Origin of the sequence: Streptomyces sp. NPDC059743, from assembly GCF_042732975.1 — a bacterium.
Classification (GTDB): domain Bacteria; phylum Actinomycetota; class Actinomycetes; order Streptomycetales; family Streptomycetaceae; genus Streptomyces.
Genome location: NZ_JBHWGS010000004.1, coordinates 202,862 through 218,562, shown reverse-complemented (window position 1 = coordinate 218,562; position 15,701 = coordinate 202,862). Strand labels below are relative to the sequence as shown.

The window sequence follows — 15,701 nt, the reverse complement described above, 5'->3', positions numbered from 1 at the left end:
CATACCGTCCGTACCGGAAGTACGAAGAACATCCGGTACGGAAGGACCACCACCTATGGCGTCCCGTCCGCGCAGCAGTCGTCCGCGCAGCCACCGCCTCCTCGGCAGCCGCCCACGCCGCGCCCTGCTCGCCGCGCTCGTCACCGCGTCGGTGGCGGTGCCGGTGTCCGGTGCGGCCCGTCCGGCGGACGTTCCGGCGCCGGTCCCGGTCCGTCTCGCGCCGTTGACGGCGGCGGCACCCGCCGTCCTCGGCGCCGCTCTCGACTCACGGTACGCCGCCAACCGCACCGGTATCCGCGCGGCCGAACGGATGGCCGCCCGTCACGGCGACCGAAGACGGGCCGCCTCGCTGCACACCATGGCGGACGCCGGACGCCACTTCCTCTCCTTCGACGGCCGCGACGGCGGACGCACCGCCGAGGTCTTCGGCGATCTGGCGGACGCCGAGCGGATCGCCGTGCTGGTGCCCGGTTCGGACACCGGCCTGGACCACTACGAGCGCTTCCGCACCGGAGCCATGGTGCTGCAAAGGGAGTTGGGCGACGGAGCCGCCGTCATCGCCTGGCTCGGCTACAAGACGCCCGGCACGGTGAGCCCGGAGGCCCTGACGCCAGGACGCGCTCATGACGCGGTGCCGCAACTCCGCGACTTCCTGGGTGAGTTGAGCGTGGCCAGGCCCACCGCCCGGACCACGCTGCTCTGTCACTCGTACGGTTCGGCGGTCTGCGCGCTGGCCGCCCCGGGCCTGCGGGCGGTCGGCATCGCCCTGCACGGCATCGTCCTGTATGGCAGTCCCGGCACCGGTGTCGACAGCGTCGGAGATCTGCGCACCACGGCCGCCGTCTGGGCGGGCCGTGGCGCCGACGACTGGATCGCCGGCGTACCGCATGCACGGCTCCAACTGCCCTTCACCACCCTGGGATTCGGGACCGATCCGCTGTCGAAGGAGTTCGGCGCGCGGATTTTTGACGCGGGAGCGGGCGGGCACAGCGACTATCTGAGGCCCGGTTCCGTATCGCTGCGGAACCTCGCCCGGATCGTCTCGGGAGAGACACCCACCGGCCGTACTCCTCCCGGGCCCGTCGGCCAACTCCCGCCCGAGGACGGCCGTCATGCGTGACCTAGGGCCTCTCGTCCGGCGGATCGACGCCGCCACTCCGCCCGACCGCGACCGTGCCGTCGACGCGCTGCGTGCCTTCGCCATCCTCGGCGTGGTGCTCGGTCACTGGCTGGTGACCGCCCTCGTCGCCGACAGCGGCACCGTACACGGCAGCAGCCCGCTCCGGTACATGCCCCAACTGGCGCCGATATCCTGGGTGTTCCAGACTCTCGCCGTCTTCTTCCTGGTCGGCGGGCAGGTGGGCGCGAAGAGTTACGCGTCGGCCCGCGCCCGGGGCACGACATACGGGAAGTGGCTCGGCACCCGGATGGTACGGCTGTTCAGGCCGGTCGCCGCCGTGCTGGTGGTGTGGGCGGTGGCGACGGGCGCGATGCTGGCCTCGGGCACCGGCTTCGAGACCGTACAGACGCTCTACCGGCTGATTCTCTCGCCGCTCTGGTTTCTGCTGGTCTTCGCGGCCCTGACCGCGGCGACGCCGCTGGTCGCGCGGTTGCATCCGCTGTGGCCGCTCGCCGTCGTGCTGTACGTCGACCTGTTCCGGTTCGGCCCGGCCGGATCCGGCGGTTCCGGCGGCTCCGGCCGCCTGGACTGGCCGGAGTGGCTCGGCGGCCTGGGCTGGCTCAATGTGGCCGCCGGCTGGCTCGTGCCGTACTGCCTCGGCGCGCTGTGGGCACGGCGCGGTATGCCGGGACGGACGACGGGGTGGACGCTGCTGGTCGGTGGCGCCACCGCCACGGCCGTACTGGTCCTGTTCGCCGGCTATCCGGCGTCCATGGTCGGTGTGCCGGGCGCCGCGATCTCCAATCTCGACCCGCCGACCCTGGCGGCCGTCACCTTCGGTCTGGCCCAGTGCGGAGCGGCCCTTCTGCTGCTCGGCCCGCTGCGCCGGTGGCTGGTACGGCCCAGGGCCTGGGCGTCGGTGGCGCTGCTGAATCTGTCCGCGATGACGGTCTTCCTCTGGCACCAGACCGCGATGATCGCGGTCACCGCCCTCGGTCTGTGGGCGGGCGGCGCCCTGCCCGGTCTGCACACCGTGCCGGACGGAACCGGCTGGGTGCTCGCCCGGCTCTGCTGGCTGCCGGTGTTCGCGCTGGCGCTGCTGGTGTGCTGGGCGGCGTTCCGTACGTACGAGCAGGGGAGGCGGCGGGCGCCCGAGCCGCAGCGGAGCCCACGGGCCCGGATCGTGAGTGGCCAGAACGTGAACCGTCGGGTCGTGAACGGTCAGGTCATGGGCGGTCAGGTCATGGGCGACGGGCGTCCCGCCCCGGAGACGGAGGTACGGCGTGCTTAGGCTGAATCGCGTGACGAGTCCAGCGGGGATTTCTGTGAATGTGAAGAGGTGGTACACGCGGCAGCGGCCGGCGCGGACCGCGCGGACCGCGCGGGCGGCGGCGCGCGCACTGCGCGCGGACCTGTGGACGACGGCCGCCGTTCCGCCACCGAGCGTAGGACGGTCCCGCTGGCTGGAGTGGCGGCCCGCGCTCGTGTCGCCGCTCGTGGTGCTCACGCCGCTCCTGCTCCTGTTCAACACGAATCAGTACGCCTTCGACTTCCGGATCGGTGTGCCCATCGGCATCCTGCTCGCGGTGATCCAGTCGGCGTCGCTGGTCACCGCGCCGTTCCTGCCGGTGCTGGCCTGGTGGGCCTCGACGATCGCCATGGTCGTGGTCGCGTCGCTCGCGCAGCCCGTCGACAGCACCTCGATGTCCTGGATCGACAGCGGATTCGCCGTCCAGGTCCTGGCCGTGTTCCTGGTCGCGCTGCGGGCCCGCCCTCGGATCGCCGCCGAGGTGCTGGTGATCAGTGTGCTGTCGGTCGTGCTCTGCGGCGCGCTCGCGCCCGGGCCCCTGGGCACCGGCTCCGTGACCGCGGTCCTGGTGATCGCCGTGGTGGTCGGAGCCGCGCTGCGCGGCCGTCAGGTGGCCCGTACGGAACTGGTCGTACAGGAGGAGATCACCGCCGAGGAACGGGCCCGGCGCACCCTCCTGGAGGAGCGCAACCGGATCGCGCGCGAGCTGCACGATGTGGTCGCCCACCATATGTCGGTGATCTCCATCCAGGCCCAGGCGGCCCCGCATCTGGCCGAGAACCCGTCCGAGGAGCTGCGGGAGAATCTCGCGGGCATCCGCGAGAACGCGGTCGAGGCGCTCACCGAGCTGCGCCGGGTGCTCGGCGTACTGCGCTCCGAGGACGCCCTCGCCGAGGGCGCGCGGCACGCGCCGCAGCCCAGCCTCGACCGGCTGGACGAGCTGGTCGGCAATGTGCGCGGCGCCGGAGTCGCCGTCACGGCGCGTACGGTCGGCGAACCGCGTCCGCTGCCGCCGGGCGTCGGGCTGTCGGCGTTCCGTATCGTGCAGGAGGCGCTCAGCAATGTGATGCGGCACGCACCGGGAGCGGAGGTACGGGTGGAGACCGGGTATCACACGTCGGGGATCACGGTCCGGATCACGAACACCGCGCCCGGCCGCACGGCTCGGCCTTCGCCTTCTCCCGTACCGGGAGCCGGCCACGGTCCGGTCGGCCACGGTCTGCTCGGTATGCGCGAGCGCACCGCGATGCTGGGCGGCGAACTGGTGACCGGGGCCACGCCCGAGGGCGGCTGGGAAGTGACCGCGATGCTGCCCACAAGCCCGCCGACCGGGCCTGTCGGTCCTGTCGGGCCTGTCGAAGCTGTTGAGTGCACCGACAACACCGACAACACCGAGGACACCGTATGACCACGACGAGGACGGCCATCCGCGTCCTGATCGCCGACGATCAGATGATGGTCCGCCAGGGCCTCACCGTGCTGCTCAACGCAGAGCCCGGCATCGAGGTCGTCGGCCAGGCCGTGGACGGCCTCGACGCCGTCGCCAAGGTCGCCGACCTCACTCCCGACGTGGTGCTGATGGACATACGGATGCCCGGAATCGGCGGTATCGAGGCGACGCGCCGTATCACCGGCCCGGCCGGCGCGACCGTCAAGGTGCTCGTCCTGACCACCTTCGATCTCGACGAGTATGTGTACGAGGCGCTGCGCGCGGGCGCGTCCGGCTTTCTGCTGAAGGACGCGTCGGCCGCCGAACTGGCGCAGGCGGTACGGGTGGTGGCGGCCGGCGACGCCCTGCTCGCCCCGAACATCACCAAGCGGCTGATCGCCGAGTTCTCACGTATGAGCGCCGCGCCCCGGGCGCCGCTCAAGGACCGCGTCGGTGATCTGACGGAGCGTGAGACCGAGGTGCTGTCCCTGATCGCACAGGGCCTGTCCAACGCGGAGATCGCCGCGTCCCTGGTGGTGGCGGAGCAGACGGTGAAGACCCATGTGGGCCGGATCCTGGTCAAACTGGGCCTGCGCGACCGTACGCAGGTCGCGGTCTTTGCGTACGAGTCGGGGCTGGTGCGTCCGGCCGGTTACTGAGCGGGCCGGCCGGCTCCGGCACCGCCCGCGTCCGAGCGACCCGGTGATCTGGCGGCCTGACAACCTGGAGACCTGACGGCCTACCGACCGGTCGTAGGGCGGTGGCGCGAGGCCCGGTGGCGCGAAGCTCGTTCCAGAAGCAGTTCCCGCTCGCGCGCGTTACGGGTCAGCGACGCCGCCCGTTCGAACTCCGCGCGCGCCTCCTCCTCACGTCCGAGGCGCTCCAGCAGATCTCCTCGGACGCTCGGCAGCAGGTGGTAGCCCTTCAGGGCCGGTTCCTCGGCGAGGGCGTCCACCAGCTTCAGACCGGCCGCCGGGCCCTCCGACATCGAGACGGCGACCGTGCGGTTCAGCTCCACCACGGGGGAGGGGATCAGGGCCAGCAGCCGCCCGTACAGCGCGGCGATCGCCCTCCAGTCCGTGTCCTCGTAACGGACCGTACGCGCGTGGCACGCGGCGATCGCGGCCTGGACGGAGTACGGGCCGTCGCCGGCCCGGTGCAGGGCCTCGACGCCACGGAGGATGAGCAGCCGGTTCCACTTGGCGCGGTTCTGGTCGGCGAGCAGCACGGGCTGGCCGTCGGGGCCCGTGCGGGCCGCGATACGGGACGCCTGGAACTCCAGCAGCGCCGCCAGACCGTGGACCTCGGGCTCCCTGGGCATCAGACCGGCCAGGACACGGGCCAGCCGCAGCGCGTCCTCGCACAGGGCCGGGCGTACGAGGTCGTCACCGGCCGTTGCGGAGTAGCCCTCGTTGAAGATCAGGTAGATGACTTCGAGGACCGACGAGAGCCGGGCGGCGCGGTCGGAGCCGTACGGGACCTCGAAGGGCACCCCGGCCTTGGCGAGCGCCCGTTTCGCGCGGACGATGCGCTGGGCGACCGTCGGCTCCGAGGCCAGAAAGGCGCGGGCGATCTCCTCCGTCGTCAGTCCGCCCAGCAACCGCAGCGTGAGAGCGATCCGGGCCTCCGTGGACAGCACGGGATGGCACGCGGTGAAGATCAGCCGCAGCAGATCGTCGTCGATGTCGTCGGAGTCCTGCGGCTCGGGCGGAGGTACGTCCTCCAGGGCGCGTCCGACCTCGGCGAGCTTGCGCGCGTATGTCTCCTTGCGGCGGACGAGATCGATGGCGCGGTGCTTGGCGGTGGCCATGAGCCAGGCGCCCGGTCTGTCCGGGACGCCCGACTCCGGCCACTGCTCCAGTGCGGCGACCAGAGCGTCCTGCGCGAGCTCCTCGGCGATGCCCACGTCCCGTACGATGCGGGCGACACCGGCGATGATCCGCGCGGACTCGATCCTGAACACCGCTTCGACCGTCTCGGTCGCGCTTGCCGCCGTCACAGCCACCCATCAGAACAGCCGTACGGCGACGGAGCAAGCGCGGCCCAGATCAGCGCCCAGACCAGCGCCCAGACCAGCGCTCGGATCGGCCTTCGGATCAGCCCCCGACGATCTCGCGGACCTCGACGGTGATCTCCCAGTGCTCCGGATGGATCTCCAGGAACCGCTTGGCCCACTCCAGCGCCTCGGCCTTGTCCTTGCACTGGGTGATGGAGTAGCCCCCGATGACTTCCTTGCTCTCGGTGAAGGGCCCGTCGGTGTAGCTGAACTTGCCGCCGGACCAGGTGACCCGGGTGCCGTCGGCGGTCGGCGTGAGCCCGGCCGTGTCCAGCATGACTCCGGCCTTGGTGATCTCCTCGAACAGCGCGCCCATCCGCTGCTCGAACTCGGGGCCTGCCGCATCGGGGGACACGTTCTGCTCATCGATGCGGACCAACGTCAGAAAACGCGGCATGGTGACTCCTCGGTCGAAGGGGCGGGGCCTTTCCCCGCCTCTCACCTGTGCGTCGAACGGGCACCGGCCGAATCGACAGCTCCTCCGAAATTCCCCGAAGTTTTTTCGCGCACCTCGGCTCGGCGGGCCACGGTCACGGTGTCAGTGCTCTACGGCTTTACCGCTCCACGGCTCTACGGCTTCACCGTGGCGGCGTGTCCGTCGCGCCGGTGGGAAATTCCTGGGTGCCGAGTACGCGCAGCAGTTCCAGCCGCTCGCGGGTCTCGGCGTCCGCCGGGGTGAGCACCAGCAGCTGCTGGCCCTGGTCGGGAGTGACCAGAGTCTCGCAGTCCAGCAGCAGGCTGCCGACCTGCGGATGCAGCAGGGTCTTGCGGTCGGCGCGCCGGACCGCGACCTCGTGCTCGGCCCAGAGCCGGCGGAAGTCGGTGCTCGCGGCCTGCAACCGGTCGACGAGTCCGGTGACCGTGGGATCGCCGGACCGGCGGCCGACAGCCGCACGCAGATCGGCCACGAGCTGGCGGGCGTGGCGTTCCTGCTCCTCGGGCGGGCTGGCGGCGCGGTCGGCGGGATCGGTGAACCAGCGGTACACGACATAGCGCCGGTCGCCGGTGAAGCCGGCGTGGTCGCCCGTGAGCAGGAGGGCGGCCCGGTTCTGGGCGAGGATCTCGCCCAGGTCGGACAGGACCAGGGCCGGGGTGTCACCGAGCAGATCGAGCATGCGGATCAGGCCGGCGCGGGCCAGGCGGGCCGGCCCGTCGGCGGGCGGTGGCTGGTGGCCGGCCAGGTGGAACAAGTGGTCGCGCTCGTCGTCGGAGAGACGCATCGCCCGGGCCAGCGCGCCCAGGAGCTGGGTCGAGGGCTGGCTGCTGCGGCCCTGCTCCAGGCGTACGACATAGTCCACCGACATGCCGGCGAGCATGGCCACCTCTTCCCGGCGCAGGCCGGTGGTGCGGCGGCGGGGGCCGTCGGTGATGCCGACCTCGGCCGGGCGGATCGCCTCCCGACGGCGGCGCAGGAAGTCCGCGAGCTGCTCACGTTGCATGGCTCCATGGTCCCTCGCGGCGGGCGGGCCGATCCAGGGAGCGGCTCTCCCATGATGAACGCTCCGCTCCCGCAGGGCGCGCCGCGGACACACAGTGGGTGACAGACACAGTGGGCGACAGACCGACGACGAAGGAGAACGTGATGCAGACACGAACCCTGGGCAGCACCGGCCCGGCCGTTTCCGCGCTGGGCCTGGGCGCGATGGGAATGTCGGGCGCCTACGGTGAGGCCGACCGCGCGGAGAGTATTGCCACCGTGCACGCCGCGCTGGAGGCCGGCGTCACGCTGATCGACACCGGCGATTTCTACGCGATGGGCCACAACGAGCTGCTGCTCGCCGAGGCGCTGCGCGGCCGGGACCGGGACAGCTACCGGCTGAGCGTCAAGTTCGGCATGCTGCGGGGGCCGGGCGCCGAGTTCGGCGGGATGGACGCCCGTCCCGAGGCGGTGAAGAACTTCCTGGCCTACTCGCTGAACCGGCTGGGCACCGACCATATCGACATCTACCGTCCCGCCCGGCTGGACCCGGCGGTCCCGGTCGAGGAGACGGTGGGCGCGGTCAAGGAGATGATCGACGCCGGATACGTACGGCACCTCGGCCTCTCGGAGGTCGACGCCGCGACGATCCGCCGGGCGCACGCCGTGCAGCCCGTCGCCGACCTCCAGATCGAGTACTCGCTGATCTCTCGCGCGGTCGAGGCGGAGGTCCTGCCCACGCTGCGTGAGCTCGGCATCGGGCTGACCGCGTACGGCGTCCTCAGCCGCGGTCTCATCTCCGGGCACTGGACGCTTGGGCACACCGCCGGCCCCGGCGACGGCCGCAGCCACAGTCCCCGATTCTCTTCTGGAAACGTCGAACACAACCTCGCCCTCGTGGAAGCTCTGCGCCGGATCGCCGAGGCGAAGGGCTGCACCGTCGCCCAACTGGCCATCGCTTGGGTGGCCGCACAGGGCGAGGACATCGTGCCGCTGGTCGGCGCCCGCACCCGCGAGCGGCTGGCCGAGGCGCTGCCCGCGATGGAGGTGAACCTCACCGCGGACGACCTCGCCGAGATCGAGAAAGCAGTCCCGCCGGGCGCGGCGCGCGGCGACCGATACCCGTCCGCGTTCATGTCCGGCCTCGGCGTAGGGAACTAAGCGGAGTCACCGCCGCCTTCGGCCGCGTCGAGGGCGGGTGTGAGTGGTGCGAGCGCGGTGCGGAGCAGGTCGGGCAGTGAGCCGGCCGGGACGACGAGCGCCGTGGCGACGGGGGACGCGGCGGCCGGCTGTACCCATCGTTCGAGTGCGACATGAACCGCGGCGGCCACGCTCGCCGCGAGCACGCGGGCGGTGTACGGGCCGGTATCGCCGAGGCGGTCGGCGATCGCGTCGGTGAGCGGATGTTCTATCGCGGTGGCGGTGTCGACGAACGTGTCGCGCAGCGCCGGAGTGGTGGTGATCAGCAGCAGCACGTCGCCATCGCGTTCACCCGGGTCGGTGTACTGCTCCACGATCGCGTCGATGACGGCATCGGCGAGGCGGACGCCGGCGGGCCGGGCGGCCACCGCTGCCGCCACCCGGGATTCCCGTTCGGCGGTGACGGCGGCGACGATCGCCTGCTCACGACTGGAGAAGTAGTTGTTGTAGGTGCGTGGCGAGACCCCGGCGGCCTCCGCGATGTCGTCAACGCGGACGTTGTCCGGCCCACGCTCCAGGGCCAACCGCAGCGCCGCCTCCCGCAACGCCACCCGGGTGGCCTGCTTCTTCCGCTCGCGCAACCCGGTTCGTCGTGTCGTCACCGCGCCAGCATCCCACCTCACATGCGTGCACGCAAACTTGCGTGCACGCATTTTTTGCTTTTACTCTCGAACCCTCGTACCCGGCAGGAAGGTTCAGACCTATGCGTGCCAAGGGCATCAGCTACGACACCGGCTTCGTCCGCGGCGGAGAGATCTCCCGTGAACGCTTCGACCTGGACGTGGTCAGGCGTGAGCTGGGCATCATCCGTGACGACCTGCACTGCACCGCCGTCCGCGTCATCGGCGGTGATCCGGAGCGGCTGGAGCTGGCCGCGGCCTGCGCCGCCGACCTCGGCCTGGAGGTCTGGTTCTCGCCCTACCCGCTTGAGCTGACCACCGAGCAGATGCTCGCGCTGTTCGCCGACTGTGCCGAGCGGGCGGAGCGGCTGCGGCAGCGGGGAGTCGACGTAGTGTTTGTCACCGGGGCCGAGCTGAGCCTGATGAACAAGGGATTCCTGCCCGGCGACACCCAGGAAGACCGGCTTGAGCTCCTGCTGAACCAGCGGGATCGCCTGCACCTGCGGGTCGGCGAACTCAGCGCACAGGTCAATGACTTCCTCGGCAGGGCCGTGTTCCTCGTACGTGAGCACTTCGGCGGCAGGATCACCTACGCCGCCATGCCGCTCGAACGCGTCGACTGGACGATGTTCGACATCGTGTCCATGGACCTGTACCGGTCGGCCGAGGTCGCCGACCGGTTCGCCGAGGGCGTGCGCACCCTCGTCGCACAGGGAAAGCCGGTCGCGATCACCGAGTTCGGCACCGCCGCCTATCGCGGCGCGGGCGATCTGGGCGGTCGCTTTATGGAGATCGTCGAGTACGACAAGAATACCGGCGCGCCGATCCGGCTCAACGGTGAATACGCCCGCGACGAGGCCGGCCAGGCCACCTATCTGCGCGAGCTGCTGGAGATCTTCGACGCCTGCGGCGTCGACAGCACCTTCGCGTTCCTCTTCGCGCTCGGCAACTTCCCTCACCGCCCCGACGGCGATCCCCGCGACGACCTCGACCTGGCCAGCCCCGGCATCGTCAGGGTCCTCGACGGCAACCGCCAGGGCGACACCTATCCCGACATGCCCTGGGAACCGAAGGCCGCGTTCACCGTGCTGGCCGACCACTACCGCGCCTGACCTGCTACCCGGCCACTCAGTCACTGTGACCACGACCTATGGATGGCCGGCCGATGGTGGGTGGGCAGACTGAGGGCATGAATGAACCTCGCTCAGATCCTGCGGTCGCTGCTTCCCCGGTTCTGTCGAGCGAGCTGCTGGGTTTTCCTCCTGACGCCCGAGTGCTCATCCTCAACTGCGACGACTTCGGGATGCACCACTCGATCAACGCGGCGATCATCGACTCGATCGAGGAAGGGATCGCCAGTTCATGCAGCCTGATGGTGCCGTGTCCGGGGGCGTCACAAGCCATGGACTTGCTGCGCCGACGGCCGGAGATCCAGTTCGGGATCCATCTGACACTGGTCTGCGACACGGCCCACTACCGGTGGGCGCCGGTGGCCGCGAAGGACAAGGTGCCCTCGCTGCTGGACAAGGCGGGCGAACTGTTCCTCCCTGTGCCCGACCAGCGGGCCCAACTCCTCGGTCAGGCCCGTCTTGACGAGGTCGAGCTGGAGTTCCGCGCTCAGATAGACGCTGTGGCCGACGTCGGTCTGACACCGTTCCACCTGGATTTCCACTGCCTGGCGGACGGCGGACGCGATGACATCCTCGACCTGACCATGGCGCTGGCCGGGGAATACGGCCTGGCGGTGCGGGTCTGGCTCGAACCAGGACGTCGGAAGGCCCGCCGGCAGGGCCTGCCGGTCACTGACCACGACTTCCTGGACAGCTTCTCGCTCGGCCTCGACGGCAAGGCGGACCGCTATGCCGAGCTGCTCCGCGACCTGCCGGCCGGCCTCAGCGAGTGGGCGGTGCATCCAGGTCTGGGAGGTGAGGAGGCGCGAGTGATCGAACCTGACGGTTGGCGCGTGCGCCGGTCCGACTTCGAGTTCCTCACCTCGCCATCGGCCCGCGATCTGCTCCGGCAGGAGGGAATTACCGTGATCGACTACCGGGCCGTCCAGCAGGTCTGGTCCCGGCGCGGTGCGCACTCCGGCTGATCAGGCAGCCGACTCGGTCAGAGCACGGCCCTGTCATTGCATAAAGCTGCGGAGGAACGTATAGTCATGCCATCGCTGAGGAGGACTTTCCATGACTGTACGCGCGGCAGTGGCAGGAGCGAGTGGGTACGCCGGCGGGGAACTGCTGCGGCTGCTGCTCGGTCATCCCGGGGTGGAGATCGGGGCTCTCACCGGGAATTCCAATGCCGGGCAGCGGCTCGGAGGGCTTCAGCCGCATCTGGTGCCGCTCGGGGAGCGGGTGCTGGAGGCGACCGGTGCCGAGGTGCTCGCGGGGCATGATGTGGTGTTTCTCGCGCTGCCGCACGGGCAGTCCGCCGCCGTCGCCGAGCAGCTCGGGGACGAGGTGCTCGTCATCGACATGGGCGCCGACTTCCGGCTGAAGGACGCCGCCGACTGGGAGCGGTTCTACGGTTCCGCCCATGCCGGGACCTGGCCCTACGGGCTTCCCGAACTGCCGGGCGCCCGCGCCGCGCTGGAGGGGTCCAGGCGTGTCGCGGTGCCCGGCTGCTATCCCACCGCTGTCTCGCTCGCGCTCTTCCCGGCGTATACGGCGGGCCTGGCCGAGCCCGAGGCCGTGATCACCGCCGCCTCCGGCACCTCCGGCGCCGGCCGGACGGCCAAGCCGCATCTCCTCGGCTCCGAGGTGATGGGCTCCATGAGCCCGTACGGCGTCGGCGGCGGCCACCGGCACACCCCGGAGATGATCCAGAACCTCAGCGAGGCCGCGGGAGAGCCGGTCACCGTCTCCTTCACGCCCACCCTCGCCCCCATGCCCCGCGGCATCCTCGCCACCTGCTCCGTCAAGGCGAAGCCGGGCACGACGCCGCAGGACGTACGGGACGCCTACGAGAAGGCCTTCGCCGACGAGCCCTTCGTCCATCTGCTGCCCGAAGGACAGTGGCCCGCCACGGCGTCCGTCTACGGTTCCAACGCCGTACAGATCCAGGTCGCCCACGACGAGGCCGCGGGCCGCATCATCGCGATCAGCGCCATCGACAACCTGACCAAGGGCACCGCCGGTGGCGCGGTGCAGAGCATGAACATCGCCCTCGGACTCCCCGAGGACACCGGACTTTCCACGATCGGAGTGGCACCTTGAGCGTCACCGCAGCGCAGGGATTCACGGCAGCGGGCATCGCCGCCGGAATCAAGGAGAACGGCAACCCGGACCTGGCCCTCGTGGTCAACAACGGTCCGCGCCGCGCCGCCGCCGGTGTCTTCACCTCCAACCGCGTCAAGGCCGCGCCCGTCCTCTGGTCCGAGCAGGTCCTCAAGAGCGGCGAGGTCGGCGCCGTCGTCCTCAACTCCGGTGGCGCCAACGCCTGTACGGGCCCGCAGGGCTTCCAGGACACCCACGCCACCGCCGAGAAAGTCGCCGAGGTCCTCAACAGCGGCATCGGCACGCCCGGGAACGGCGAACACAGCGCCGGTGAGATCGCCGTCGCCTCCACCGGTCTCATCGGTCTGCCGCTCCCCATGGACAAGCTGCTGCCCGGCATCGAGAAGGCCGCCGCCGAGCTGTCCGAGCACGGCGGCGAGAAGGCCGCCATCGCCATCAAGACCACCGACACCGTCCACAAGACCGCCGTCGTGGGCGGCGACGGCTGGACCGTGGGCGGTATGGCCAAGGGCGCGGGCATGCTCGCACCGGGCCTCGCCACCATGCTCGTCGTCCTCACCACCGACGCCGACATCGAGGCGCCCGCCCTGGACAGCGCGCTGCGCGCGGCCACCCGCACCACCTTCGACCGCGTCGACTCCGACGGCTGTATGTCCACCAACGACACCGTGCTGCTGCTCGCCTCGGGCGCGTCCGCCGTGACGCCCGCGTACGAGGAGTTCGCCGAGGCCGTCCGTACGGTCTGCGCCGATCTGGCACGTCAGCTCATCGGCGACGCCGAGGGCGCCTCCAAGGACATCCGGATCGAGGTGATCAACGCCGCGACCGAGGACGACGCCGTCGAGGTGGGCCGCTCCATCGCCCGTAACAACCTCCTCAAGTGCGCCCTCCACGGCGAGGATCCCAACTGGGGCCGGGTGCTCTCCGCCATCGGCACCACCGGCGCCGCCTTCGAGCCCGACGAGCTCAATGTCGCCATCAACGGCATCTGGGTCTGCCGCAACGGCGCCGTCGGCCAGAACCGGGATCTGGTCGACATGCGCTACCGCGAGGTACAGATCACCGCCGATCTCGCCGCCGGCACGGACTCCGCGGTCATCTGGACCAACGACCTCACCGCCGAGTACGTCCACGAGAACAGCGCGTACAGCTCATGACCGCGCCCGCCCGTAAGCACACCGCGCTGCCCAAGGCGCAGATCCTCATCGAGGCGCTGCCCTGGCTCACACGGCACAACGGCAAGACCGTCGTCATCAAGTTCGGCGGCAACGCCATGGTCGACGAGGATCTCAAGGCCGCCTTCGCCCAGGACGTCGTCTTTCTGCGGCAGGCCGGCCTCAAGCCCGTCGTCGTGCACGGCGGCGGGCCCCAGATCAACGCCCAGCTCGACCGGCACGGTCTGGTCAGCGAGTTCAAGGCCGGACTGCGCGTCACCACACCGGAGGCGATGGACGTCGTACGGATGGTGCTGGCCGGTCAGGTCCAGCGCGAGCTGGTCGGACTGCTCAACCAGCACGGCCCGCTCGCCGTCGGTATGACCGGCGAGGACGCGCACACCATGTCCGCGACCCGGCACCGGCCGCGGATCGACGGAGAGCTGGTCGACATCGGCCGGGTCGGCGAGATCACCGCGATCGACACCGGCGCCATAGAGGCGCTGCTCGGCGACGGCCGGATCCCGGTCATCTCCTCCATCGCGCGCAGCGCCGACGACGGACATGTCTACAACGTCAACGCCGACACCGCAGCCGCCGCGCTCGCCGCCGCACTGGGCGCCGAGACGCTGATGGTCCTCACCGATGTCGAAGGGCTCTACGAGGACTGGCCCAACAGCGACGACGTGATCAGCCGACTCACCGCCACCGAGCTGGAGAAGCTGCTGCCCGAGCTCTCCAGCGGCATGGTGCCGAAGATGGAGGGCTGTCTGCACGCCGTACGCAACGGTGTCAGGACCGCGCGAGTGCTCGACGGCCGCGTCCCGCACTCGATCCTGCTGGAGATCTTCACCGACTCGGGCATCGGCACGATGGTCGTGCCCGACGCACCGGTCGTCGTGCCCGAGCGAGCCAACGTGCCCGACGGAGTCAACGCGAGCGAAAAGGAAGCGAAATGACCGGCAACCAGGAGCTCTCGCAGCGCTGGCAGAGCGTCATGGCGGACAACTACGGCACGCCGAGGCTGTCTCTCGTACGAGGCGAGGGCGCCAAGGTCTGGGACGCGGACGGCACCGAGTACACCGACTTCGTCGGCGGTATCGCGGTCAACGCGCTGGGCCACGCGCATCCCGCCGTCGTCGAGGCCGTCTCCCGGCAGATCGCCTCCCTCGGCCATGTCTCCAACCTCTTCGTCGCCGAGCAGCCCGTCGCCCTCGCCGAGCGGCTGATCCAGCTCTTCGGCCGCCCGGGCCGGGTGTTCTTCTGCAACTCCGGCGCCGAGGCGAACGAAGCCGCCTTCAAGATCGGCCGGTTGACGGGCCGCCCGCACATGGTCGCCACCGACGGGGGCTTCCACGGCCGCACCATGGGCGCGCTCGCCCTCACCGGTCAGCCTCCCAAGCGGCAGCCCTTCCTGCCGCTGCCCGGTGACGTGACACATGTCCCGTATGGAGATGCCGCCGCGCTCCGTGCCGCGGTGACCGAGGAGACGGCGTTCGTGATCATCGAGCCGATCCAGGGCGAGAACGGTGTGGTCGTCCCGCCCAAGGGCTATCTGGAGGCGGCCCGCGAGATCACCCGCGCCACCGGCACACTGCTCGTCCTGGACGAGGTGCAGACGGGCGTCGGCCGTACGGGCCACTGGTTCGAGTACCAGGCCCACCAGGGCGTCGAACCCGATGTCGTCACCCTCGCCAAGGGACTCGGCGGCGGTTTGCCGCTCGGCGCGACGATCGCCTTCGGGCCGACGGCCGAGCTGCTCAAGCCGGGCCACCACGGCACGACGTTCGGCGGCAATCCGGTCGCCTGCGCCGCCGGACTCGCCGTACTGGACACGCTCGCGGCCGACGGTCTGCTCGACCAGGTGAAGCGGCTGGGCGAGAAGCTGCGCGACGGAATCGAGGCGCTCGGCCATCCACTGGTCTCCCATGTCCGCGGCTCCGGACTGCTCCTGGGTATCGTGCTCACCGAGCCGCTCGCGCCGCAGGCGCGGCAGGCGGCTCAGGATGCCGGATTCCTGGTGAACGTGCCCGCTCCCGACGTCGTACGGCTGATGCCACCGCTGATCATCGGCGACGCCGAGGTGGACACGCTGCTGCGGGCGCTGCCCGGCATCCTCGACAGCGCTTACGGGGACGGACGATCCGGGGAATGAGACGA

At 70.5% G+C, this 15,701-nt stretch carries 15 protein-coding genes; 11 read left to right on the top strand and 4 right to left on the bottom strand.

The window, feature by feature from the left end; genetic code table 11:
• Positions 1 to 55 precede the first annotated feature (55 nt).
• Genes ACFV6H_RS09230 through ACFV6H_RS09215 form a run of 4 tightly spaced genes read left to right on the top strand, consistent with a single transcriptional unit; the run spans position 56 to position 4,517 of the window.
• Positions 56 to 1,120 carry an alpha/beta hydrolase gene (locus tag ACFV6H_RS09230; RefSeq protein WP_385540067.1) on the top strand — a complete coding sequence of 355 codons (1,065 nt, stop codon included), beginning with the start codon at positions 56 to 58 and terminating at the stop codon, positions 1,118 to 1,120.
• Complete coding sequence (locus tag ACFV6H_RS09225; RefSeq protein WP_385540065.1) at positions 1,113 to 2,411, top strand: acyltransferase; 1,299 nt, start codon at positions 1,113 to 1,115, stop codon at positions 2,409 to 2,411. Before ACFV6H_RS09230 ends, ACFV6H_RS09225 begins: the two co-directional genes overlap by 8 nt.
• A gap of 40 nt (positions 2,412 to 2,451) precedes the next feature.
• A complete protein-coding gene (locus tag ACFV6H_RS09220) occupies positions 2,452 to 3,837 on the top strand; it encodes a sensor histidine kinase (RefSeq protein ID WP_385540402.1) in 1,386 nt (461 codons plus the stop codon).
• Positions 3,834 to 4,517 carry a response regulator gene (locus ACFV6H_RS09215; RefSeq protein ID WP_384976523.1) on the top strand — a complete coding sequence of 228 codons (684 nt, stop codon included), beginning with the start codon at positions 3,834 to 3,836 and terminating at the stop codon, positions 4,515 to 4,517. Before ACFV6H_RS09220 ends, ACFV6H_RS09215 begins: the two co-directional genes overlap by 4 nt.
• Positions 4,518 to 4,597: 80 nt before the next feature.
• Here the strand turns inward: ACFV6H_RS09215 and ACFV6H_RS09210 are convergent, their stop codons facing one another.
• From ACFV6H_RS09210 to ACFV6H_RS09200, 3 genes are all read right to left on the bottom strand, one after another.
• A complete protein-coding gene (locus tag ACFV6H_RS09210) occupies positions 4,598 to 5,857 on the bottom strand; it encodes an RNA polymerase sigma factor (RefSeq protein WP_385540062.1) in 1,260 nt (419 codons plus the stop codon).
• A 97-nt stretch (positions 5,858 to 5,954) separates the two neighbouring features.
• On the bottom strand, positions 5,955 to 6,311 hold the full coding sequence (locus tag ACFV6H_RS09205; protein WP_384777368.1) for a YciI family protein: 357 nt from the start codon (positions 6,309 to 6,311) through the stop codon (positions 5,955 to 5,957).
• 181 nt (positions 6,312 to 6,492) lie between these two features.
• The gene (locus ACFV6H_RS09200; RefSeq protein WP_385540060.1) at positions 6,493 to 7,353 is read right to left on the bottom strand and encodes a helix-turn-helix transcriptional regulator; all 861 of its coding nucleotides are present in this window, start codon (positions 7,351 to 7,353) and stop codon (positions 6,493 to 6,495) included.
• 143 nt (positions 7,354 to 7,496) lie between these two features.
• Here ACFV6H_RS09200 and ACFV6H_RS09195 point away from each other — a divergent pair, with 143 nt between their 5' ends.
• A complete protein-coding gene (locus ACFV6H_RS09195; RefSeq protein WP_385540058.1) occupies positions 7,497 to 8,492 on the top strand; it encodes an aldo/keto reductase in 996 nt (331 codons plus the stop codon).
• Here the strand turns inward: ACFV6H_RS09195 and ACFV6H_RS09190 are convergent.
• Positions 8,489 to 9,133: a TetR/AcrR family transcriptional regulator gene (locus ACFV6H_RS09190; protein WP_385540056.1), complete on the bottom strand. Its 645-nt coding sequence runs from the start codon at positions 9,131 to 9,133 to the stop codon at positions 8,489 to 8,491. The two genes, ACFV6H_RS09195 and ACFV6H_RS09190, sit on opposite strands and share 4 nt — an antisense overlap.
• 101 nt (positions 9,134 to 9,234) lie before the next feature.
• On the opposite strand from ACFV6H_RS09190, the gene ACFV6H_RS09185 reads away from it, so the two are divergent.
• From ACFV6H_RS09185 to ACFV6H_RS09160, 6 genes are all read left to right on the top strand, one after another.
• Positions 9,235 to 10,263 carry a hypothetical protein gene (locus ACFV6H_RS09185; RefSeq protein WP_385540054.1) on the top strand — a complete coding sequence of 343 codons (1,029 nt, stop codon included), beginning with the start codon at positions 9,235 to 9,237 and terminating at the stop codon, positions 10,261 to 10,263.
• Between the two features lie 77 nt (positions 10,264 to 10,340).
• Positions 10,341 to 11,246 (top strand): polysaccharide deacetylase family protein, encoded by a 906-nt coding sequence (locus ACFV6H_RS09180; protein ID WP_385540052.1) that lies wholly within the window; start codon positions 10,341 to 10,343, stop codon positions 11,244 to 11,246.
• Between the two features lie 91 nt (positions 11,247 to 11,337).
• Positions 11,338 to 12,366: an N-acetyl-gamma-glutamyl-phosphate reductase gene (argC, locus tag ACFV6H_RS09175; protein ID WP_385540050.1), complete on the top strand. Its 1,029-nt coding sequence runs from the start codon at positions 11,338 to 11,340 to the stop codon at positions 12,364 to 12,366.
• The gene (argJ, locus tag ACFV6H_RS09170) at positions 12,363 to 13,544 is read left to right on the top strand and encodes a bifunctional glutamate N-acetyltransferase/amino-acid acetyltransferase ArgJ (protein WP_385540048.1); all 1,182 of its coding nucleotides are present in this window, start codon (positions 12,363 to 12,365) and stop codon (positions 13,542 to 13,544) included. The genes argC and argJ overlap by 4 nt, the downstream gene beginning before the upstream one ends.
• Positions 13,541 to 14,500: an acetylglutamate kinase gene (gene argB, locus ACFV6H_RS09165; RefSeq protein WP_385540046.1), complete on the top strand. Its 960-nt coding sequence runs from the start codon at positions 13,541 to 13,543 to the stop codon at positions 14,498 to 14,500. Before argJ ends, argB begins: the two co-directional genes overlap by 4 nt.
• A complete protein-coding gene (locus ACFV6H_RS09160; protein WP_385540044.1) occupies positions 14,497 to 15,696 on the top strand; it encodes an acetylornithine transaminase in 1,200 nt (399 codons plus the stop codon). Before argB ends, ACFV6H_RS09160 begins: the two co-directional genes overlap by 4 nt.
• The last annotated feature ends 5 nt before the right edge of the window (positions 15,697 to 15,701 follow it).

What these genes read in the sequence shown, in the direction of transcription:
- ACFV6H_RS09230 (WP_385540067.1), top strand. Translation starts at nt 56, where the DNA reads ATGGCGTCCCGTCCGCGCAGCAGTCGTCCGCGCAGCCACCGCCTCCTC.
- ACFV6H_RS09225 (WP_385540065.1), top strand. Translation starts at nt 1,113, where the DNA reads ATGCGTGACCTAGGGCCTCTCGTCCGGCGGATCGACGCCGCCACTCCG.
- ACFV6H_RS09215 (WP_384976523.1), top strand. Translation starts at nt 3,834, where the DNA reads ATGACCACGACGAGGACGGCCATCCGCGTCCTGATCGCCGACGATCAG.
- ACFV6H_RS09205 (WP_384777368.1), bottom strand. Translation starts at nt 6,311, where the DNA reads ATGCCGCGTTTTCTGACGTTGGTCCGCATCGATGAGCAGAACGTGTCC.
- ACFV6H_RS09200 (WP_385540060.1), bottom strand. Translation starts at nt 7,353, where the DNA reads ATGCAACGTGAGCAGCTCGCGGACTTCCTGCGCCGCCGTCGGGAGGCG.
- ACFV6H_RS09195 (WP_385540058.1), top strand. Translation starts at nt 7,497, where the DNA reads ATGCAGACACGAACCCTGGGCAGCACCGGCCCGGCCGTTTCCGCGCTG.
- ACFV6H_RS09185 (WP_385540054.1), top strand. Translation starts at nt 9,235, where the DNA reads ATGCGTGCCAAGGGCATCAGCTACGACACCGGCTTCGTCCGCGGCGGA.
- ACFV6H_RS09180 (WP_385540052.1), top strand. Translation starts at nt 10,341, where the DNA reads ATGAATGAACCTCGCTCAGATCCTGCGGTCGCTGCTTCCCCGGTTCTG.
- argC (WP_385540050.1), top strand. Translation starts at nt 11,338, where the DNA reads ATGACTGTACGCGCGGCAGTGGCAGGAGCGAGTGGGTACGCCGGCGGG.
- argB (WP_385540046.1), top strand. Translation starts at nt 13,541, where the DNA reads ATGACCGCGCCCGCCCGTAAGCACACCGCGCTGCCCAAGGCGCAGATC.
- ACFV6H_RS09160 (WP_385540044.1), top strand. Translation starts at nt 14,497, where the DNA reads ATGACCGGCAACCAGGAGCTCTCGCAGCGCTGGCAGAGCGTCATGGCG.